Below are 18,442 nucleotides of genomic sequence, written 5' to 3'. Positions count from 1 at the left end.
CCCGCGCCAAGTAAGGTCACAAGCCTGAAACGACTGGAGAGCGCCCGATGCCGATCAAGAACCGTTTTGCCGAGCTTCTGCCCGAGATCACCGAGTGGCGACGGGACCTGCACCAGAACCCGGAATTGCTGTTCGACACCCATCGCACCGGCGCCGTCGTGGCAGAAAAGCTGCGGGCGTTCGGCTGTGACGAGGTGGTGACAGGCATCGCCGAGACCGGAGTCGTCGGGGTGATCCGGGGCAAGGCCGACACCGGCGGACGGGTCGTCGCACTTCGTGCGGACATGGACGCGCTGCCGATCGAAGAGCAGACCGGGCTCGACTATGCCTCGAAAGTGCCGGGCAAGATGCATGCCTGCGGCCACGACGGCCATACCGCGATGCTGCTGGGGGCGGCGAAATACCTCTCGGAGACCCGGAATTTCGACGGCACCGTCGTGGTGATCTTTCAGCCTGCCGAAGAGGGCGGCGGCGGTGGACGGGTCATGTGCGACGAAGGCATCCTGGAACGCTGGAACGTGCAGGAGATCTACGGGATGCACAATTGGCCGGGGATCGAGGTCGGCCGCTTCGCGATCCGGACGGGGCCGTTCTTTGCCGCCACCGACCTTTTCGAGATCGTGATCGAGGGCAAGGGCGGCCATGCGGCCAAGCCGCACGAGACGATCGACAGCAACGTGGTCGCGGCGCATGTGACGCTGGCGCTGCAGACCATCGTGAGCCGGACCGTCGATCCGGTCGAGCAATGCGTGGTGTCTGTCACGGCGCTGGAGAGCTCGTCGCAGGCCTACAACGTCTTGCCGCAGCGCGTCCGGATGCTGGGCACGGTCCGCACCCTGAACGAAGCGGTGAGGGACCTCGCCGAAGAGCGGCTGAACACGATCGCCAAAGGCACGGCCGAGGCCTTCGGGGCGACGGCACGGGTGGTTTACAAGCGTAATTACCCGGTGATGGCCAACCACGAGGCCGAGACCGGCCATGCCGCCGACGCGGCGCGCGCCGTGGCGGGAGATTGCGACGACGCGCCGCTGATCATGGGGGGTGAGGATTTCGCCTTTTTCCTCAACCAGCGGCCAGGCGCCTATATTCTGGTTGGCAACGGGGACACCGCGGCGGTGCACCACCCGGCCTACAATTTCGACGACGATGCGATCCCGGCGGGCTGTTCCTGGTGGGCCGAGGTGGTCGAACGACGGATGCCAGCGGCCTGAGGGCCGCGGCGGGCGGCGTCAGCCAAATTGAGCGCACGTGGCCGTGCGCACAGGATGTCTCGGCGCGGCCCTTGTGGGCCGCTTCTCGGGTTGGCGCTCTTGGCCGTCGTGGACGCCTAGAGCGCGGCGTGCAGGGCCTTTTCGATCCGTTGGGTCAGGGTTGTCTTGTTGAACCGCTCGACCGCGACGCGGCGGGCGGAGACGCCCATCGCGATCGCCGTCTCGGGCCGATGCAGGAGGTCGCCGATCGCCGTGGCGAAGCCGCGGTTGTCGTGCTCGTCGACGAGCCGCCCGGTCATGCCTTCGGTCACCGCCTCGGGGATGCCGGCGTGCCGGGTGGAGACCACGGCGCAGCCGGCGGCCATCGCCTCCTGGATCGAGCTGGGCAGGCCTTCGGTGTTGCCGTTGGGCTCTGTGACGGAATGCTGGAGGAAGAGGCTCGCCCGGGCCAGCCGGTCGCGGATCGTGTCGCGGTCCTGGGCGCCGTGGAAGGTGATGCGGCCGGGGGCCTTCGCCTCGGCCATCCGGCGGCAGGGCTCGAGCAGGGGGCCATCGCCGATCATGTGCAGATGGGCGCCGTGAACATGGCGGGCGCCGTCGAGAAAGGCCTGGATGGTCACCTGGGGCGCCTTCTTGTCGACGAAGCGGCCGACGGCGACCGCCTCTGCCGGCACCTTGTCGCCGGGGACGAAGAAGCTGGTGTCGGCGCCCGACGGCACGACACGGGCGTTGGCATGGCGGATGCCGTGCTGGCCGAGGTTGTCGAGCAGGAACTGGCTGACGGAGAAAACGCCGGCCAGGCGCGGCATCAGCCGTTTGTAGGCGGGCACGAAGAGCGGCTCTCGCAGCAGCTTGGAGGCGTCGAAGCCCCGGAAATAGGCGAAGATCGGGATCCCCAGGGCATTGGCCAGCGGGGCGATCTGGATCGCGCGGTTCCCGAACTCGGCCAGGATCACGCGCACCTCGTGCTCGCGCAGGAATGCGGCGAGATCACGCCGCCTGGCGCCGTGGGGCAGGTTCAGGGCGCGGTGGCGCAGGTAGCCCGTCAGCATTGCCGGCGGCGCAAGCAGCCGGTCGAGCGCCCGTGTCGGGCCGCCGGTCAGGTCGAAGACGGGGCGGTCATAGGGGTTCTCACCGGAAAACCGGTTGCAGACCACAACCGTGTTGCCGCCCAGAAGGCGGTCGATGTGGTGATTTACGAAAGTCTCCCCAGACCGGTGATACGTGCTGGTAACGATTCCGAGCACCGGGGGGCGCTCACTCTTGGGCACTTGGCAGCTCCTGTTGGATGACGCTTTGCCACGGGCCGTCGCGTTGGAAAAGGGGCGCATCTTGCCCAGGGGGTCAAAGAGCGGGATAAGGCGCCGAAGTGAGGCGAAAAAGCCATGGAAACAGCGACCATTGCCTGCATCAAGTGGGGCACGGCCTTCGGGCCGGAATACGTGAACCGACTCTATTCCGGGGTGCGGCGGCACATGCCCGGCCGTGTCCGGTTCATCTGCATGACCGACGCGGCCGAGGGGCTGCATCCGGAGGTCGAGATCCTGCATTTGCCGGAGGAGCCGTTCCACGCCGAGATGTCGGCCGCGCTTGCGGTCGCCAACCGGCAAGGGGCAATGCGCAAGGTCTCGCTGTTTCGGCCGGGGTTGATCGAGGGGCTTGCCGGCCCGGTCCTCGGGTTCGACCTCGATGTGGTGATCACCGGCGACCTCACCCCGATCTGGGAGATGGCGCCGGGCAAGCTCGCGATGCGGGCGGATTGGGTCGAGGCGCGGCGCGGCCGGCCGACCGGGCACGGCTCGGTCTTTCGATTCGATCCCGCGCGGCACGGATACCTCTATGACGAGATCGCCCGGGCCCCGGGGGCGGAGGTGGCCCGCGCACGGGGGTCCGAGCAGCGCTATACCTCCAGCAAGGCCCAGGCGCGGGGCGATTTCGCCTATATCCCGAACGATCTTGTCGTCAGCTTCAAGCACGATTGCCTCGGCCTGCCCCCGGTGAACTGGCTCCGGCCCGCCAGGCTGCCGGCGGATGCGCGGGTGGTCTGCTTTCACGGCCGTCCCAAGATGCCCGAGGCCGTGTCGGGCTATGCCGGCTCCTGGTTGCGGGCGGCGCGACCCGTTCCGTGGCTGGCCGAGCACTGGATCGACCGCGCACGTGCCGATCTGGGGGCCGACTGGGCCTGAGCCCGCCACTTCGTGCCCCGTGACACTCGGGCCACTGGACCTCTGCGCCCAGATGCGGCAAGACGGGGCCAAGCATCCGGAGGGACACGATGGCTGTCGGAACCTATATCAAGCGGCTCTTTACCTGGTGGGACGGCCAGACCCTGAACACCCAGTTCATGACCTGGCGCAAGGGCGAGCGCGTGGGCGAGGATGCCCAGGGCAACATCTACTATCGCAACGCGGACGATTCGAAGCGCTGGGTGATCTACAACGGCGAGATCGAGGGCAGCCGCGTGTCGCCCGACTGGCACGGCTGGCTGCACCACACCTGGGCCGAGACACCGTCCGACAGACCGCTGGTTCACAAGGCCTGGGAAAAAGAGCACCTGCCGAACCTGACCGGGACGGACCGGGCCTATGCACCCAAGGGGTCGATCCTGCGGGCCGAGCCGCTGCCGCGGACCGATTACGAGGCATGGACGCCCGAATAATGCGAGAGAACCCGACCGAGGTCATAGCCGGCGGCGCGGTCCTCGCGTTCGCATTGGCGTTCCTGTTCTACATGACACAGGCCACCGGCCTGACGACCCGTTCGGATGGCTACGAGCTGGTCGCCAATTTCCGCTCGGCCGAAGGGATCTCGGTGGGCACGGATGTGCGAATGGCCGGCGTCAAGGTCGGCACGGTGACTTCGCTCGACCTCAACCTGGATACCTATCGCGCGGACATGACCATTTCGGTGCGCGACGGGGTGCTGGTGCCCGACGACAGCTCTCTCGCAGTGGCCTCCGAGGGGCTTTTGGGCGGGTCCTTCATGGAGATCGTGCCCGGCGGCTCGTTCGACTATTTCGCCGAAGGGGCGATGTTCGAGGACACCCAGGGCGCGGTCAGCCTGATCACGCTGTTGCTGCGCTATGTGGGCGGCAGCGGAGACCCGCCGTGACCCGGACGCTTGCCGCGGCCGCGCTGCTGGCGCTCGTCGCGGGCGGTGCGGGTGCGCAGCAGGTGATCGAGGGGGCGGGCGCGATGCTGCGCTTGCTCGACAAGCAGACGGGCCAGGTCGACGACATCGAGATGACGTCGGGCAGCACCAGCCAGCAAGGGCTGCTGGAGATTCAGCTTGGCGAGTGCCGGTATCCCTCGGGCAACCCGTCCGGCGATGCCTATGCCTTGCTCAACATCTATTATCGCAACCTGGCGGAACCGGTGTTCCGCGGGTGGATGATCGCATCTTCGCCTGCGCTCAATGCGCTCGATCACCCGCGCTACGATGTCTGGGTGCTGCGCTGCACGACCTCCTGACCCGACGGACTCCACCCTTGCGCATCGAAATCGGCTGTGTGGCGCAGCGCGTCGGCCAGTGCCACCCGGTAGGCCCGGCGTGAGATCTCGGCCCCGCCGAGACTTGCCAGGTGCGGCGTCAGGAACTGCGTGTCGAACAGCCGAAAGCCGCCGATCCGCAGGCGATCCACCATGTAGGCAAGTGCGATCTTGGAGGCGTCGGTGGCCCGGCTGAACATGCTTTCGCCGAAGAAGGCCGCGCCTAGGCAGACGCCGTAGACCCCGCCGACCAGGTCGCCCTCGGCCGACCAGACTTCCAGCGAATGGGCATGGCCGCTGCTGTGAAGTGCGTCGTAGAGGCCGAAGATCGTATCGTTGATCCAGGTCTCTTCCCGGTCGGCGCAGCCTTCCACCACCGCGGCAAAGGCCCGGTCCGTCGTCACCCGGTAGCGCTCGCGCCGGATCCGGCGGGCGAGCGAGCGGGAGATGTGAAAGCCGTCGAGGGGCATCACGCCGCGCATCCGGGGGTCGACCCAGAATATCTCGGGGTCGCCGCGCCGCTCGGCCATCGGGAAGATGCCCGTGCCATAGGCGGTCAGCAGCAGTTCCGGGGTCAGGGTGGGGTGTTCGTCCTTCATCTCGCCCAATTCAGGCGCTAGCCTGAGGCACAAGGTCAAGAGGACGGGCAGGCAGATGGCAGGTTTTTTCGATTTTCTGACGGCTTTGCCGCGGTATCAGGACGACGCGACCTCCGTCGATCGGCTCAACAAACGCCACGGGATGCTGATCGCGCCGCTGCGGGACGAGATTGCCGGTGCGCGGGTGCTGGATCTTGCGGCCCACGACGGGCGCTGGTCCCATGCCTTCGCCGAGGCCGGGGCGCGGGAGGTGATCGCGGTGGAGGGGCGGGCGGAGCTTGTGGCGCGCTATGCGCATTTCCCGGATCCGGAGCTCCGTCAGAAGGTGGATCTGCGGCAGGGCGACATCTTCGACGCGCTGGAAGAGATGGTGCGAAAGGGGGAGACCTTCGATGTGGTGGGCGTTCTGGGCATCTTCTATCACATCATGGATCATTTCCGGCTGCTGCGCCTTGTGACGCAGCTCAAGCCCCGAGTGGTGATCGTGGACAGCGAGTTTTCGCTGCGGCCGGGACCGACGATCACACTGGCCAAGGAGAAGACCGAGAAGCACCTGAACGCGATCGAACAGGTCGACGGGCAGGAGGTGGCGGTCATTGGCATTCCGTCCCGCGCGGCCACGGCGCTGATGGCCGAGGTCCTGGGATACCAGACCGAGTGGCTGGACTGGGACCGTCTGAAAGGGCCGGAGCGCAAGAACCTCTTCGATTACTACCGCCCGGAACGCAAACGGCGCGGCACCTGCCTATTGCGGCCCGCCAGCCCCTGAGCGGTGGCAGAAAATTCGCGAATTTTCTGGGAGCGGGGACAGAATATTCGCGAATATTCTGAGGCCCCCTTGCTAGCCGAGGTTCTTTTCAAGCCAGTGCTCGAGCCAATGGATATTGTAGCTTCCGGCCTGGATGTCCTTTTCCGCGAGCAAGGCGCGGAACAGCGGGATCGTGGTATCCACCCCGTCCACAATCAATTCGCCCAGCGCCCGAGAGAGCCGGGCCAGCGCCTCGGGCCGATCGCGCCCGTGGACGATCAGCTTGCCGATCAGGCTGTCGTAATAGGGCGGGATCCGGTAGCCGTCGAAGAGGGCCGAATCGATCCGCACGCCCAGGCCGCCGGGGGCATGATATTGGCTGATCTTGCCCGGCGAGGGTGAGAATGTCGGCAGCTTTTCGGCGTTGATCCGCACTTCGATCGCATGGCCGTTGATCGTCAGGTCTTCCTGCACGAAGGACATCGGCAGGCCGGCCGCCACGTTGATCTGTTCGCGCACGAGGTCCACGCCGAAGATGCCTTCGGTCACGGGGTGTTCGACCTGCAGGCGGGTGTTCATCTCGATGAAGTAGAACTCGCCGTTCTCGTAGAGAAATTCGATCGTGCCTGCGCCGATATAGTCGATCTTGGCGACCGCCGCGGCACAGATAGCCCCGATGCGGGCGCGTTCTTCAGGCGTGATCGAGGGGCCGGGCGCCTCTTCCAGCACCTTCTGGTGGCGCCGCTGCAGGGAGCAATCCCGCTCTCCGAGGTGGACCGCGTTGCCCTTGCCGTCGCCGAACACCTGGATCTCGATGTGGCGCGGTGTGGTGAGATACTTCTCCATGTAGACTTCGTCATTGCCGAAGGCGTTCTTGGCCTCCGACCGGGCGGTCTGGAACGCGTTGATCACCTCGGAATCGGACCGCGCGACCTTCATCCCGCGCCCGCCGCCGCCGGCAGTGGCCTTGATGATCACGGGATAGCCGATCTCGGCCCCGATCTTCCGCGCCGCCTCCACATCGGCCACGCCGCCGTCGGAGCCGGGCACGCAGGGCACGCCGAGGGCCTTCATCGTGTCCTTGGCCGTGATCTTGTCGCCCATCACCCGGATATGTTCGGCTGAGGGCCCGATGAAGGTGATCCCGTGATCCTCGAGCACCTGCACGAAGGCGGCATTCTCGGACAGGAAACCGTAGCCGGGGTGGATCGCCTGGGCGCCCGTGATCTCGCAGGCCGAAATGATCGAGGGGATCGACAGGTAGCTTTGCGGCGACGGCGGCGGCCCGATGCAGATCGCCTCGTCGGCCATGCGAACGTGCATCGCATCCGCATCGGCGGTGGAATGGACCGCCACCGAGGTGATGCCCATTTCCCGGCAGGCGCGGATGACCCGCAGGGCGATTTCTCCGCGGTTGGCGATGAGGATCTTTTCGAACATGGCCTGGCCCTACTCGATGATCATCAGGGGCGCACCATATTCAACGGGGGTTCCGTCCTCCACGAACACCCGCTTCACGGTGCCCGACCGGGGGGCCGGGATCTGGTTCATGGTCTTCATCGCCTCGATGATCAGGACGGTTTCACCTTCCTTCACGACCTTGCCTACGCTGACGAAAGGGTCGGCGCCGGGTTCGCCCTGCAGGTAGGCGGTGCCGACCATGGGAGAATTGACCGCACCGGGAAGCGTCGCGGGATCCGCATCCGCCGAGGCGGCGGGGGCGGCCGCGGCGGCTGGGGCGGGGGCCGGTGCAGACGGGGGCGGAGGAGCGGACTGTGCTGCGACCGCAATGGTCTGGCGGCTTACCGTGACATTGAGGCTGTCGTTCTCACCGAACTCGCGCTTGACCGTCAGTTCGGTCAGATCGTTCTCGCGCAAGAGTTCCGCCAGCGCACGTATGAAGCTCACGTCACTGTCGTTGGAAGGGCTGTTGCTCATGTACGTCCTCGGGCCAATGGCGCTTTCGATCGGTCCGGACGACAGCGCGTCGGACCTTCTGTCCGACTGCTTATACGCGAGTTATACGCGAGGCAATCCGGGGGGAAAAGCGGCCCCGAAAGCTAAATGTGCGAGGCGAGGGCGCAGGTGACACCAAAAGTGGAGGTGAAAAGCCTCGCCGGACCCTCGGAAGCCAGGCTCAGGAGGCAGCCTGTTGGTCCGTGACCGATTCGACGGGCATGGACTGTGCGGCTGCCTCCTTCGATGCGTCGTCGACGGCGCCGTCGCCCGCGCCTGCGGTCCGGTCCGCCTCTGCCTGGGCGACCTTGGCGGTCACCACGGCCTCGGCCTGTTCCGCATCGCGTTGGGCGACCTCCGCGCTTTGGGTGTCGCGCTTGGCCTGTGCCTCCGCGACGGTGGCTTGCTGCGCGGCGCGGGCCGCCTCGCGCGCCTGGTCCGCAGCGGCCCGGCGGGCGGCTTCGTCGGGCAACATCGCGACCCCGTATGGCTTCAGGGTCCTCTCGATCGGAGCGACCGAGGTCACCTTGCGGTCGGCCTCTGCCCGGGCGCTGTCGTGCGCGGCGCCTACGAGCGACGCGCTCAGTGTCGCGGCGGTCTGTCCCTGGCCGGGCGGGATGGGCAGGGGGATGTCGGGGCGGGGATCGCGCACGATGGCGGCGGCATCTGCGGTCGGCCGTGTGTCGACCATGACCGGGGGCGTTGGGTATAAGGGGCGCAGGCTGATCTGCATGCTGACCTCCAAGGTTTAAGGGCTTCTACATGAATATGAAGATGTCAGTAACGTGTGCCCGAGACGTTAACGTGGGTGCGGAAAACGAGAGGTTGGTTAATGGTCGCGGGCGGTCCCGGTGAGGCGGGCGTTCGCCTATGTCCGGCGCGGCACGTCGAGAACGCCCGCTTCGGTGACGATTAGGTCGAGCGGCTCGTCGGTCGGCTCCGTGGGAAGATCGTTGGCCTCCTGCGCGGCATAGGCAAAGCCGATCGCCATCACGGGGCCCTGACGGCGCAGGATCTGCAGAGTTCTGTCGTAGAAGCCGCCGCCATAGCCGAGCCGCCGCCCCTCGCGGTCGAACGCCATCAGCGGAACGATCAGGATCTGCGGCACCATCGGCCGGCCAGTCGCCGGGACGGGGGCGCCGAATGGGCCGGGGCGGAGCGGGCAGTCGGGCTCCCACAGGTGAAAGGCCAAGGGCTGTCCGGCCCCGACGATGACCGGGACGCCGACCGGGCCGTGGGCCGAGGCCTCCTCCATAGCGGGTCGCGGGTCGATCTCTGTGCGGATGGGCAGATACCCGGAGATCGGGACACCGCGGTGGCCCGCGAGGACCGAGGACAGCTGGCCGCCCGGGCCCGTCGCGGCTTCGTGGGCCAGTTTGCGCCGCGCAAGGGCCGCCGCTCGCGCCGCGGCCTTGGCGGGGCCCACTGCCGTGTCACCCGACTCGGTCATTGGTTCAGCGCCCCAGAATTTTCTCCGAAAATTCTGACCAGAATATTCGCGAATATTCTGGGGCCTGTCGAGACCGGCGGGCGGCTCACAGCAATATCAGGGCCGCGAGGCCGAGGAAGGCCAGAAACCCCACCACGTCTGTGACCGTGGTGACGAATGCCCCGGATGCGAGGGCCGGATCGACGCCGACCTTCTCCAGCGCGACGGGGATCACGGTGCCGGCCAATCCCGCGACCACCAAGTTTATGACCATTGCGATGGCGATCACGAGGCCAAGCATGGGTGATCCGAACCAGACCAGACCTACGATTCCCATGACCACCGCGAAGATCGTGCCGTTGATAAGCCCGACCAGCACCTCTCTGCGGATCACCCGCAGGACGTTCGAGCCGGTCAGGTCCTTGGTCGCGATGGCGCGCACGGCGACCGTCAGGGATTGCGTCCCGGCATTGCCGCCCATCGACGCCACGATCGGCATCAGCACCGCAAGCGCCACGAATCCCGCGATCACGTCCTCGAACATCGCGATGACGAGCGACGCCAGGATCGCGGTGACCAGGTTCACCGCCAGCCAGGGCAGGCGCTGGCGCGTGGTGGCGACCACCCGATCGGAGATCGTGTGCTCGCCCACGCCAGCCAGCCGCAAAAGGTCTTCCTCGTTCTCTTCGGACAGAACGATCATCGCGTCGTCGATCGTGATCACGCCCACCAGCCGTCCGTCCTCGTCCACCACGGGGGCCGAGATCAGGTGGTACTGGTTGAAGGCATAGGCGACCTCGCCCTCGTCCTGCTCCACCGGGATCGTGCGGAACATCTCTTCGCGGATGTCGCGAAGCCTGACGTTGCGCCGCGAGGACATCAGCCGCCCCAGTCCGACATTGCCGATCGGTTTCATCCGCGGGTCGATCAGGATCACGTGGTAGAACTGCTCGGGCAGCTCCTCTGGATGCGCCCGCAGGTAGTCGATCATCTCGCCAACGGTCCAGTGTTCCGGCGCACGGACCGTTTCGACCTGCATCAGGCGGCCGGCGGATTCCTCGGGATAGGCCAGCGCCTTCTCGACCGCGACCCGGTCGAGCGGTTCGAGCACTTCGAGCACCGCTTCCTGCTGCTCTTCGTCGAGATACTCGACCAGGTCGACCACATCGTCGGATTCGAGGTCGCGCACGGCGAAGGAAAGCTGCGCCGGGGAGAGATAGCCGAGGATCTCTTCGCGGGTGTTGTCCTCGATCTCGGACAGGATCTCGCCGTCGAGGCGGCCGTGCCAGATCTCGATGAGCTCGCGCCGTTCCTCAGGCTCGATCTGTTCGAGAAGGTCGGCGATGTCGGCCGCATGCAGCGGGTCCATGATTTCGTCGATGACGGTGGCGTCCCGCACCTCCAGCCCTTCGCGCAGCGCGGCAAAGACCTCGGGCCTCAGCCCGTAGCCATCGTCTTCCGTCCAGTCTTCGATTTCTTCGGCGTTCATGCAACCCCCAGTGCGATAAGAGCATAGGGCAGTCATTCGTCGCAACAAGGCGCTGGCCGCTGCAATGCAGAGATTTACGGCGCCGGACCTTCGGCCTATCCTGCGCCGCATGAGCGATGTGATCCTTCTGGGGCAGACGCTGTCCTTTGCCGGCGACCCGTTTGCCGCCCCCTGGTCCGAGGTGACCCGTCACCGCGAGCGGGGCGGCGTGCTGATCCGCGACGGCCGGATCGCGGCGGTGGACGAGGGCGATATCCTCCGCCAGGCCAATCCGGGAGCGGAGCTGCGCGACTACGGGCGGGCGCTGATCTCGGCCGGGTTCGTCGATGCGCACATGCACTATCCTCAGTCCTCCATCATCGGAAGCTGGGGCAAGCGACTGATCGACTGGCTGAACGGCTATACCTTCCCCGAGGAAATGCGCCTGGCAGACCCGGACTATGCGGCAGAGACCGCCGGGCGGACCCTTGACCTTGCCCTGGCGCACGGGACGACCTCGCTTTGCTCGTTCTGCACGATCCACCCGCATTCGGTCGACCTGTTCTTCGAGGCGGCCCGGCAGCGCGGCATGCGGGTCGTCGCAGGCAAGACCTGCATGGACCGCAATGCGCCCGACGGGCTGCGCGACACCGTCCAATGCGCTCAGGACGACACCGCGGCGCTGATCGCGCGGTGGCACCGCAAGGGCCGCGCCCTCTACGCGATCACGCCGCGTTTCTCGCCGACCTCGACGCCCGACCAGCTGGAGGCGCTCGGGGCGCTCTGGGCCGCCAACCCGGACTGCCTGATGCAGACACACCTGGCCGAGCAGACCGACGAGGTGGCCTGGGTCCGCGCACTGTTCCCCGACGCCCGGGATTATCTCGACACCTACGAGCGCTTCGGCCTGCTGGGCGAACGGGGGCTCTATGGCCATGCGATTCATCTCGAGCCGCGCGAAATCGACCGGCTGGCCGAGACTGGCGCGGCCGTGGTGCATTGCCCCACCTCCAACACCTTCATCGGCTCCGGCCTGTTCGACATGGCGGGCCTGAAGGGGCGCGGGCTTTCCGTCGGGCTCGCGACGGACACCGGGGGCGGCTCGTCGTTCTCGATGCTGCGGACGATGGCCGCGGCCTACGAGATCGGGCAGCTTCGGGGCACGCCCATGCATGCCGCGCAGCTGATGTGGCTGGCGACCGAGGGCTCGGCCCGGGCGCTTCATCTTGGCGGCACCATCGGTCACCTCGGGCCGGGGGCGGAGGCCGATCTGGTGGTCCTCGATCTTGCCTCCACCCCGGCGATCGCGCAGCGGACGGACCGGGCGACCGACTTGTGGGAGGCGCTTTTTCCGACGATCATGATGGGCGACGACCGGGCGGTGCGGGATGTCTGGATCGCGGGCAAACGGGTGGAGATGACATGAACGGACTGATCGCGGCGCTGCTGAGCGCGGGCATCCTTGGCGCGGCATTCCTGCCCTGGTTCGAGGTGCCGATGGTCTTCGAGCTGTCGCTCTGGGACGTGATTCGGGACAATACCGACGCGATCCGCGAGGTGATGTCCGAGGTCGACACGCCGTGGGGCATCTGGTGCTTCATCGCGAGCTTTCCCGTGGCCCTGCTGAGCCTGATCGCCAATATCGGCGGGTTCCGTCGGGTCTTGTCGCTGGTGACGGGGGTGCTGCCGCTGGCCGCGTTCGGCTGGGTGGTCTTCAGCGCACGGGATCGCACCAGCGCGGTGATGAGCGATCTGCCGGTGGACCGGTCGGACTTGTTCGACCTGGTGGGGGCCGGCGTGTGGCTCTATGCGGGGGCGGCCGCGGCGCTTGTCCTTATGTCGATCGTGGGCGGCGGGCGCCGTCGCGGCTGAGCCGCACCTCGTGGCACGGGGACGTTGGCCTCAGCCTCGATGCATCAGCCCCCATGCATCAGCAGGGAGCGCCCAGATCCATCACCCAATAGCCGTCTGCATTTCCGAGGCCGAAGTCGCGCAGCGTCCCGTTGAGGATGTGCCGGCGATGGCCGGGCGATGCGATCCAGCCCGACAGCGCTGCCTCCTGGCTCGATTGCCCCCAGGCGATGTTCTCCGCGAGGGCGCGATAGCAATAGCCCGCCGCGCGGGCCCGGTCGGCGGACCGGCTGCCGCCGGCGCCGACATGGGAGGTTCGGCCGGTTCTGGCCATGAACTCCGCATGGGCCTGGGCCGCGGCGTCCAGCCGTGCGTTGCGGACGAGTGGGGCAATGCCGGCATTGCGCCGGTCGGCCGCCAGGGTCTGGCTGGCCGATGCCGTCGAAACATATGTCCGCGACGGGCCGCCCGTCGGGGGCGGGGCAACGGAGCAGGCAGCGAGGGCGAGGCAGGACAGGGCGAGGGCGAGGCGGGTTGTCATCTATACGGATCGGGGATTGCGAGTTTCACCTTTGCGGATAACTATCAATGGCAAGCCAGGCCAGTGGTCGGCGCTGAACGCTCGCGGCCTTGGCGTATTGCCGCCGGCACGGTGGCCCGGCTGCGCGTGATTGCGCCACCGAAAGCGCATCCGCCCAGATTTTTCCGGCCGCCCTGACGCACACCCTTCCGGGTTCAGAAAAGACTGATCACGAAACGCAGGATCATCCACCAAATGAGAAGTCCGCCGATGGAAAAAGGCAGGATCCACCAGCCGTTGCCGAGACCTGGCAGGGCGGGCAGCCGACGCGCCGCGCTTGTCTGCACCAGGTGTTTGTCAGCGATCATGTTTGGGTCGTCAGATGTGATCATACTTTACCGTAGCACGAAATACTTAATCGGCAATTAACGCGCCCCCAGCAGCGGGAAAGGTCAGCCGTCGGGATCGCGAGCCGTCAAACGGGGCCCGTTCAGCCTCGAGGGCGGCCGGGCCGTCCGTCCTGTTCGTTGCGGTGTCACCCTTCGCTGGCCTGCCAATCTCTCGAAGCCGGAGGCCGACTGCAATGATCAGGCCGCCGACGAACAGCAGATGTGATTGTCGAAACCCGGCGCACTGCGAGGATATTGACGGAGCGGAGCGCTTCCCGGTCAATTCGCGCGACCAGTCCAGGGGATTCGCGCCGAAACCGCTGGGCTGGTGGCACATTTCGCGACCCGCTCCGCTGCCGCACGCGGCAAGGAACCTCTGCCGCGCCACCGGCTATCTCTCCGCGCCCATGATCAGCACCCAGGTGGAGTCGGCGCGCCCGATGCCGAAATCCTCCGCCTCGGGCGCCAGGATGACCTCCCGGTGCCCGCTGGTGCTGTCCATCCAGGCGCCGATGACCTCCCGCCCGTTGTCGTATCCCTGGGCGAAGTTCTCGCCGACCCAGCCGTAATCGTATCCGGCCCCCAGGACCCGGTCCGAAATCGTGCCGCCGTCCCGTCCGACATGGAGGTTGTCGCCGGACTGGATCGTGCGCCCGCTGGTCACGATGTCGTCGCTGTAATCCTGCGCGACGCGGTTCAGAATGTCGTGCGGCATCACGACGTCGAGCCCGCCGATGCCGTTGCGCACGTCGTTCAGGAGCAGGCCGAATTCGGTGCGATCGACCTCGGCGATGGCCTCGGTGATGCTGTAGTTTTCCTGCACACCGGCAATCGCGGCGATTTCGGGCTCGTTCACCGAACCCCCGCCGCCGGTGCTGCAGGCCGCAAGCAGTGTAGTCGCGCAAAGCGATGACAGTCGCATGATGAGCAGATCCCCGTTGCCTCACGGGGCTGAAGACACCATCGCAATGTGCCTGATTTGGGACCAATCAGAGTTGGTTAACGGGCAAGATTGAGGGCGAGATTCCGCGCTTTGGAAACGATCCCCGGCAGGTCCCCGGTCATTAGGTCGCCATCGCGAACAATGTCCCGCCCCTCGACGATCAGGTCCCGCACGCGGCGGGGTCCGGCGAGGACCAGGGCGGCGGGATCCCAGCTTCCGGCGCTGTGGATGCCGGAGGTGTCCCAGATCGCGATGTCGGCGCGATAGCCCGGCGCGATCCGGCCCAGTTCCGCCCCGCGGCCCAGCACTTCGGCCCCGCCGCGGGTCGCGATCCACAGCGCCTCGCGGGCCGACATCGCGTCCGCCCCGCGCGACACCCGTTGCAACAGAAGGGCCTGGCGGGCCTCGTCGATCAGGCTGCCCTGGTCGTTGGAGGCCGAGCCGTCGACGCCGAGCCCGACCTTGACCCCCGCATCGCGCATGGCGCGGACCGGGGCGATGCCCGAGCCCAGGCGGCAGTTGGAGCAGGGGCAATGGGCGACGCCGGTGCGGGAGGCGGCAAACAGGTCGATCTCGGCCGGATCGAGCTTCACGCAATGGGCGTGCCAGACATCCTCACCGGTCCAGCCGAGGTCTTGGGCATATTGGCCGGGGCGGCAGCCGAACCGGGCCTGGCAATAGGCGATGTCCTCGTCGTTCTCGGCCAGGTGGGTGTGCAGCATCACGCCCTTGTCCCGCGCCAGAAGGGCCGCGTCGCGCATCAGATCGCGCGAGACCGAGAACGGCGAACACGGCGCGAGCCCAACGCGCACCATGGCGCCGGGCGAGGGGTCGTGGAAGGCGTCCACCACGCGGATGCAATCTTCGAGGATCGCGGCCTCGTCCTCGACCAGCGCATCGGGGGGCAGGCCGCCGTCGCTCTCGCCGATGCTCATCGCGCCGCGGGTGGGGTGGAACCGCAGGCCAAGCTCCTGCGCGCCGGCGATCGTGTCGTCCAGCCGGGCGCCGTTCGGGTAGAGGTAAAGGTGATCCGCGCTCATGCTGCAGCCGGACAGGGCGAGTTCGGCGAGGCCGAGCTGGGCCGAGACGAACATCTCTTCGGGGCCAAAGCGGGCCCAGATCGGATAGAGCGTCTTGAGCCACCCGAAAAGCAGCGCATCCTGCCCGCCCGGCACGGCGCGGGTCAGGCTCTGGTAGAGGTGGTGGTGGGTGTTCACGAGGCCCGGCGTCACGGTGCAGCCCGCGGCCTCGATCACCTCAGCGTCGCCTGCCGGCAGGGACGGGCCGACGGCGGCGATGGTGCCGGCGCGGATCAGGATGTCGAAGCCCCCCTCGGCGCCGTCCATGGTCAGGACATGGGCGCCCCGTATCAGACGCTCGGACGCCACCGAGCTACCGGGTCCCGGGGGAGAGTGCGCCGGCAAGGATGTCGAGCGCCTCGGCATGGATCGCGGGATTGGCGGCGGCGATGACCTGGCCGCCCTCGATGGCCGGTCCGCCCCGCCAGTCGGTGACGATGCCGCCCGCGGCCTCGACCACGGCGATCGGGGCATGGATGTCGTAGGTCTGAAGCCCGGCCTCGATCACCAGGTCGACCTGGCCCGAGGCCACCAGCGCGTAGGCATAGCAATCCATGCCGTAGCGGGTCAGCCGGGCGCGGCCGGCCACGGCGCGAAAGGCGCGGCCCTCGGCCTCGGTGCCGACTTCTGGAAAGGTGGTCAGGACAATGGCCTCGCCGAGCGGACGCGGGGGGCGGGTCGCAAGATCGCTGACGCCCTGCGGGCCGGTCAGGCTGGCCTGGCCCAGCCCGCCCTCGAAGCGCTCGCCGATATAGGGCTGGTCGATGATGCCGAACAGCGGGCCGTGGCTGTCCGCGACCGAGATCAGCACCCCCCAGGTCGGGGTGCCGGAAAGATAACCGCGGGTGCCGTCGATCGGATCGAGCACCCAGGTCAGGCCGGTGGTGCCGCCGGATGTGCCGTATTCCTCGCCGAGAATGCCGTCGTCGGGCCGACGCTGGGCCAGCACGGCGCGCATGGCCCGTTCGGCGGCGCGATCGGCCTCGGTCACCGGATCGAAGGCGCCGGGGCCGGCCTTGTTGTCGGCTTCCGTCCAGGCCTTGCGGAAATAGCGCAAGGTCTCGGGCCGCGCAGCGTCGGCACAGGCCCGACCGGTCGCCAGAATGTCGGCTATGGTGACGGCACTCAATCTTCTCATGTCTTGCCCAGGCCCTCTAGCGGACCGCCCCCGCGGTTGCGGAGGGGCGGTAACGCGAGGTCGCCTGCCGGGTCAAGCTGTGTCAGGCCGCGTCGCTGAGCACGCGGGCCAGTTCAAAGAGCTGCCGGCGCTGGTTCTCGGGGATCGCGTAATAGGAACGCAGCAGTTCGAGTGCCTCGCGGTCGGCCAGGATATTCCCGGGCAGATCGCCGGTCGTCGGCACCGCCTCATCCAGCCCCTCGAAGAAGAACGAGACCGGGACGCCAAGCGCGTGGCCGATATCCCAAAGCCGCGACGCGCTGACCCTGTTCATCCCCGTCTCGTATTTCTGGATCTGCTGGAACTTGATTCCGACGCGTTCGGCAAGCTGCTGTTGCGTCGTGCCATTCATCCAGCGGCGGTGTCTGATCCGCTTGCCGACATGCTCATCAACCGGGTGTTTCATGGGATCTCCCTTTGGTCTTGTCGAAGTCTCGCCGGGCCCATGCCATGACGAAAGACTCGCATCATCTTGTCCGATGAAAAAAATATGCGCAGATACAGATGTAAACACGCAAGGGTTGCATTGCCCGACCTGACCTAAAGGATAGGATGTCTCGGCGATTTTGTTCAAATTGATGTTTCAACCAGGGATTGTGTTCTGGCTTCTGGCCTCGCGCGTCCCCCGCGGACTAGGGTTTTCGCAAGGTAATCGGCATTGGAGAATCGTCCATGAAAGCGTTCCGCGTCATCTCTCACGACGCCCCGCCCCGCCTTGCCGAGACGCAGGTGGCCGTTCCGGGCAGGGGCGAGGTGCTGTTGCGGATCGAGGCCTGCGGGCTGAACCACGCGGACCTGTTGATGGCGCGGGGCACCTACCAGGAGACGCCGCCGGCACCGTTTACCCTGGGGCTGGAAGTCTGCGGCGTGGTCCTGTCGGCGGGGGAAGGCGTGGACTGGCCGCGTGCCGGCCAGCGGGTCGCGGTGTTTTCCGGCCAGGGGGGGCTGGCGGAGCAGGGCGTTTTTCCGGCGTCGCGCTGCCGGGCGGTGCCCGAGGGGATGCCGCCGGAGGTGGCGGCCGGGTTCCAGATCGCCTACGGCACGGCGCACCTCGGGCTGACCCGCCGCGGGCGGCTCGCGCCGGGCGAGACGCTGCTGGTGTTGGGGGCCGGGGGCGGCGTGGGGCTGGCGGCGGTCGAGGTCGGCGCGGCGCTGGGGGCGCGGGTCATCGCGGTGGCCCGGGGCGCCGACAAGGCCGCGGCGGCGCAGGCGGCGGGCGCGGCCGAGACGCTGGACAGCGCGGCGCCGGATCTGAAGGGGGCGCTCAAGGCGTTTGGCGGTGTCGACGTGGTGTTCGACGCGGTGGGCGGCGATCTTTTCCGCGCGGCGCTGTCGGCCTGCCGGCCCGAGGCGCGGATCCTGCTCATCGGGTTCGCGGGCGGCAATCTGCCCGAGATCCGGGCAAACCACCTGCTGGTCAAGAACGTCTCGGTCGAGGGGGTCTATTGGGGCGGCTAGTCGCCTGTGATTTTCCCGTAAGCATCTGACAATGTATTCTTATTCTAGTTTTGATAATATCCGGAATCGCAAGGTTTCTGGTCGATACCCACGAAAACCTTGCGATTTCTGACGCGCTTGCGCGTA

General features: G+C 67.1%; 22 protein-coding genes. 9 read left to right on the top strand and 13 right to left on the bottom strand.

What is annotated here, in order from left to right; translation table 11 throughout:
• Positions 1–47: 47 nt before the first annotated feature.
• A complete protein-coding gene (locus ROA7023_RS20165; protein WP_085880800.1) occupies positions 48–1,211 on the top strand; it encodes a M20 aminoacylase family protein in 1,164 nt (387 codons plus the stop codon).
• Between the two features lie 116 nt (positions 1,212–1,327).
• Here ROA7023_RS20165 and ROA7023_RS20160 read toward each other — a convergent pair whose 3' ends face one another.
• Positions 1,328–2,482, bottom strand: a complete 1,155-nt coding sequence (locus ROA7023_RS20160) for a glycosyltransferase (RefSeq protein ID WP_234992360.1) — start codon at positions 2,480–2,482, stop codon at positions 1,328–1,330.
• Between the two features lie 114 nt (positions 2,483–2,596).
• On the opposite strand from ROA7023_RS20160, the gene ROA7023_RS20155 reads away from it, so the two are divergent.
• The 4 genes from ROA7023_RS20155 to ROA7023_RS20140 all read left to right on the top strand — a co-directional run bounded on the left by ROA7023_RS20155 (position 2,597) and on the right by ROA7023_RS20140 (position 4,681).
• Entirely contained in the window at positions 2,597–3,397 is an 801-nt protein-coding gene (locus tag ROA7023_RS20155; protein ID WP_085880798.1) for a glycosyl transferase, read from the top strand.
• 89 nt (positions 3,398–3,486) lie between these two features.
• Positions 3,487–3,870 (top strand): NADH:ubiquinone oxidoreductase subunit NDUFA12, encoded by a 384-nt coding sequence (locus ROA7023_RS20150; RefSeq protein WP_085880797.1) that lies wholly within the window; start codon positions 3,487–3,489, stop codon positions 3,868–3,870.
• Positions 3,870–4,322: an outer membrane lipid asymmetry maintenance protein MlaD gene (mlaD, locus tag ROA7023_RS20145; protein ID WP_085880796.1), complete on the top strand. Its 453-nt coding sequence runs from the start codon at positions 3,870–3,872 to the stop codon at positions 4,320–4,322. Before ROA7023_RS20150 ends, mlaD begins: the two co-directional genes overlap by 1 nt.
• Positions 4,319–4,681, top strand: coding sequence for a DUF2155 domain-containing protein (locus ROA7023_RS20140; RefSeq protein WP_234992359.1), 363 nt, complete (start codon positions 4,319–4,321; stop codon positions 4,679–4,681). The genes mlaD and ROA7023_RS20140 overlap by 4 nt, the downstream gene beginning before the upstream one ends.
• Here ROA7023_RS20140 and aat read toward each other — a convergent pair.
• Positions 4,645–5,298, bottom strand: coding sequence for a leucyl/phenylalanyl-tRNA--protein transferase (gene aat / locus ROA7023_RS20135; protein ID WP_085880795.1), 654 nt, complete (start codon positions 5,296–5,298; stop codon positions 4,645–4,647). The genes ROA7023_RS20140 and aat overlap by 37 nt on opposite strands.
• A 55-nt stretch (positions 5,299–5,353) precedes the next feature.
• Between aat and ROA7023_RS20130 the strand changes: the two genes are divergently transcribed.
• Complete coding sequence (locus tag ROA7023_RS20130) at positions 5,354–6,067, top strand: class I SAM-dependent methyltransferase (protein WP_085880794.1); 714 nt, start codon at positions 5,354–5,356, stop codon at positions 6,065–6,067.
• Positions 6,068–6,139: 72 nt separating this feature from the next.
• Here the strand turns inward: ROA7023_RS20130 and accC are convergent, their stop codons facing one another.
• The 5 genes from accC to mgtE form a co-directional block, all read right to left on the bottom strand.
• Positions 6,140–7,486 carry an acetyl-CoA carboxylase biotin carboxylase subunit gene (accC, locus tag ROA7023_RS20125; RefSeq protein WP_085880793.1) on the bottom strand — a complete coding sequence of 449 codons (1,347 nt, stop codon included), beginning with the start codon at positions 7,484–7,486 and terminating at the stop codon, positions 6,140–6,142.
• Positions 7,487–7,495: 9 nt separating this feature from the next.
• On the bottom strand, positions 7,496–7,984 hold the full coding sequence (accB, locus tag ROA7023_RS20120; protein WP_085880792.1) for an acetyl-CoA carboxylase biotin carboxyl carrier protein: 489 nt from the start codon (positions 7,982–7,984) through the stop codon (positions 7,496–7,498).
• A 199-nt stretch (positions 7,985–8,183) separates the two neighbouring features.
• Complete coding sequence (locus ROA7023_RS20115; protein WP_085880791.1) at positions 8,184–8,693, bottom strand: hypothetical protein; 510 nt, start codon at positions 8,691–8,693, stop codon at positions 8,184–8,186.
• 177 nt (positions 8,694–8,870) lie between these two features.
• Entirely contained in the window at positions 8,871–9,452 is a 582-nt protein-coding gene (locus tag ROA7023_RS20110; RefSeq protein ID WP_085880790.1) for a 5-formyltetrahydrofolate cyclo-ligase, read from the bottom strand.
• An 85-nt stretch (positions 9,453–9,537) separates the two neighbouring features.
• A complete protein-coding gene (gene mgtE / locus ROA7023_RS20105) occupies positions 9,538–10,920 on the bottom strand; it encodes a magnesium transporter (protein ID WP_085880789.1) in 1,383 nt (460 codons plus the stop codon).
• A 109-nt stretch (positions 10,921–11,029) separates the two neighbouring features.
• On the opposite strand from mgtE, the gene guaD reads away from it, so the two are divergent.
• Both guaD and ROA7023_RS20095 read left to right on the top strand, forming a co-directional pair.
• On the top strand, positions 11,030–12,325 hold the full coding sequence (gene guaD, locus ROA7023_RS20100) for a guanine deaminase (RefSeq protein ID WP_085880788.1): 1,296 nt from the start codon (positions 11,030–11,032) through the stop codon (positions 12,323–12,325).
• Positions 12,322–12,771 carry a hypothetical protein gene (locus ROA7023_RS20095; protein ID WP_085880787.1) on the top strand — a complete coding sequence of 150 codons (450 nt, stop codon included), beginning with the start codon at positions 12,322–12,324 and terminating at the stop codon, positions 12,769–12,771. Before guaD ends, ROA7023_RS20095 begins: the two co-directional genes overlap by 4 nt.
• Positions 12,772–12,829: 58 nt before the next feature.
• On the opposite strand, the gene ROA7023_RS20090 is transcribed toward ROA7023_RS20095, so the two are convergent.
• The 6 genes from ROA7023_RS20090 to ROA7023_RS20070 all read right to left on the bottom strand — a co-directional run bounded on the left by ROA7023_RS20090 (position 12,830) and on the right by ROA7023_RS20070 (position 17,264).
• The gene (locus tag ROA7023_RS20090) at positions 12,830–13,291 is read right to left on the bottom strand and encodes a CAP domain-containing protein (protein WP_085880786.1); all 462 of its coding nucleotides are present in this window, start codon (positions 13,289–13,291) and stop codon (positions 12,830–12,832) included.
• 194 nt (positions 13,292–13,485) lie between these two features.
• Positions 13,486–13,638, bottom strand: coding sequence for a hypothetical protein (locus ROA7023_RS24590; protein ID WP_159458614.1), 153 nt, complete (start codon positions 13,636–13,638; stop codon positions 13,486–13,488).
• A 412-nt stretch (positions 13,639–14,050) separates the two neighbouring features.
• Positions 14,051–14,515 carry a CAP domain-containing protein gene (locus ROA7023_RS20085; protein ID WP_159458613.1) on the bottom strand — a complete coding sequence of 155 codons (465 nt, stop codon included), beginning with the start codon at positions 14,513–14,515 and terminating at the stop codon, positions 14,051–14,053.
• A gap of 143 nt (positions 14,516–14,658) precedes the next feature.
• Entirely contained in the window at positions 14,659–15,990 is a 1,332-nt protein-coding gene (locus tag ROA7023_RS20080) for an 8-oxoguanine deaminase (protein WP_268808025.1), read from the bottom strand.
• Between the two features lie 4 nt (positions 15,991–15,994).
• Positions 15,995–16,819 carry an inositol monophosphatase family protein gene (locus ROA7023_RS20075; RefSeq protein WP_085880783.1) on the bottom strand — a complete coding sequence of 275 codons (825 nt, stop codon included), beginning with the start codon at positions 16,817–16,819 and terminating at the stop codon, positions 15,995–15,997.
• 82 nt (positions 16,820–16,901) lie between these two features.
• Complete coding sequence (locus ROA7023_RS20070; protein WP_085880782.1) at positions 16,902–17,264, bottom strand: helix-turn-helix domain-containing protein; 363 nt, start codon at positions 17,262–17,264, stop codon at positions 16,902–16,904.
• 266 nt (positions 17,265–17,530) lie between these two features.
• On the opposite strand from ROA7023_RS20070, the gene ROA7023_RS20065 reads away from it, so the two are divergent.
• Positions 17,531–18,316 carry a zinc-binding dehydrogenase gene (locus ROA7023_RS20065; RefSeq protein ID WP_085880781.1) on the top strand — a complete coding sequence of 262 codons (786 nt, stop codon included), beginning with the start codon at positions 17,531–17,533 and terminating at the stop codon, positions 18,314–18,316.
• Positions 18,317–18,442 lie beyond the last annotated feature (126 nt).

It is taken from the genome of Roseisalinus antarcticus (genome assembly GCF_900172355.1).
GTDB lineage: Bacteria > Pseudomonadota > Alphaproteobacteria > Rhodobacterales > Rhodobacteraceae > Oceanicola > Oceanicola antarcticus_A.
Note: the sequence above shows the minus strand (reverse complement) of the source record. Positions and strands in the feature narration are given on the sequence as shown.

Coding starts and splice junctions, on each gene's coding strand:
- ROA7023_RS20115 (WP_085880791.1), bottom strand. CDS start 8,693: ATGGTCGACACACGGCCGACCGCAGATGCCGCCGCCATCGTGCGCGAT.
- ROA7023_RS20090 (WP_085880786.1), bottom strand. CDS start 13,291: ATGACAACCCGCCTCGCCCTCGCCCTGTCCTGCCTCGCCCTCGCTGCC.
- ROA7023_RS20070 (WP_085880782.1), bottom strand. CDS start 17,264: ATGAAACACCCGGTTGATGAGCATGTCGGCAAGCGGATCAGACACCGC.
- ROA7023_RS20065 (WP_085880781.1), top strand. CDS start 17,531: ATGAAAGCGTTCCGCGTCATCTCTCACGACGCCCCGCCCCGCCTTGCC.
- ROA7023_RS20095 (WP_085880787.1), top strand. CDS start 12,322: ATGAACGGACTGATCGCGGCGCTGCTGAGCGCGGGCATCCTTGGCGCG.
- ROA7023_RS20075 (WP_085880783.1), bottom strand. CDS start 16,819: ATGAGAAGATTGAGTGCCGTCACCATAGCCGACATTCTGGCGACCGGT.
- accC (WP_085880793.1), bottom strand. CDS start 7,486: ATGTTCGAAAAGATCCTCATCGCCAACCGCGGAGAAATCGCCCTGCGG.
- ROA7023_RS24590 (WP_159458614.1), bottom strand. CDS start 13,638: ATGATCGCTGACAAACACCTGGTGCAGACAAGCGCGGCGCGTCGGCTG.
- ROA7023_RS20165 (WP_085880800.1), top strand. CDS start 48: ATGCCGATCAAGAACCGTTTTGCCGAGCTTCTGCCCGAGATCACCGAG.
- ROA7023_RS20110 (WP_085880790.1), bottom strand. CDS start 9,452: ATGACCGAGTCGGGTGACACGGCAGTGGGCCCCGCCAAGGCCGCGGCG.
- mgtE (WP_085880789.1), bottom strand. CDS start 10,920: ATGAACGCCGAAGAAATCGAAGACTGGACGGAAGACGATGGCTACGGG.
- guaD (WP_085880788.1), top strand. CDS start 11,030: ATGAGCGATGTGATCCTTCTGGGGCAGACGCTGTCCTTTGCCGGCGAC.
- mlaD (WP_085880796.1), top strand. CDS start 3,870: ATGCGAGAGAACCCGACCGAGGTCATAGCCGGCGGCGCGGTCCTCGCG.
- ROA7023_RS20130 (WP_085880794.1), top strand. CDS start 5,354: ATGGCAGGTTTTTTCGATTTTCTGACGGCTTTGCCGCGGTATCAGGAC.
- accB (WP_085880792.1), bottom strand. CDS start 7,984: ATGAGCAACAGCCCTTCCAACGACAGTGACGTGAGCTTCATACGTGCG.
- ROA7023_RS20150 (WP_085880797.1), top strand. CDS start 3,487: ATGGCTGTCGGAACCTATATCAAGCGGCTCTTTACCTGGTGGGACGGC.
- aat (WP_085880795.1), bottom strand. CDS start 5,298: ATGAAGGACGAACACCCCACCCTGACCCCGGAACTGCTGCTGACCGCC.
- ROA7023_RS20155 (WP_085880798.1), top strand. CDS start 2,597: ATGGAAACAGCGACCATTGCCTGCATCAAGTGGGGCACGGCCTTCGGG.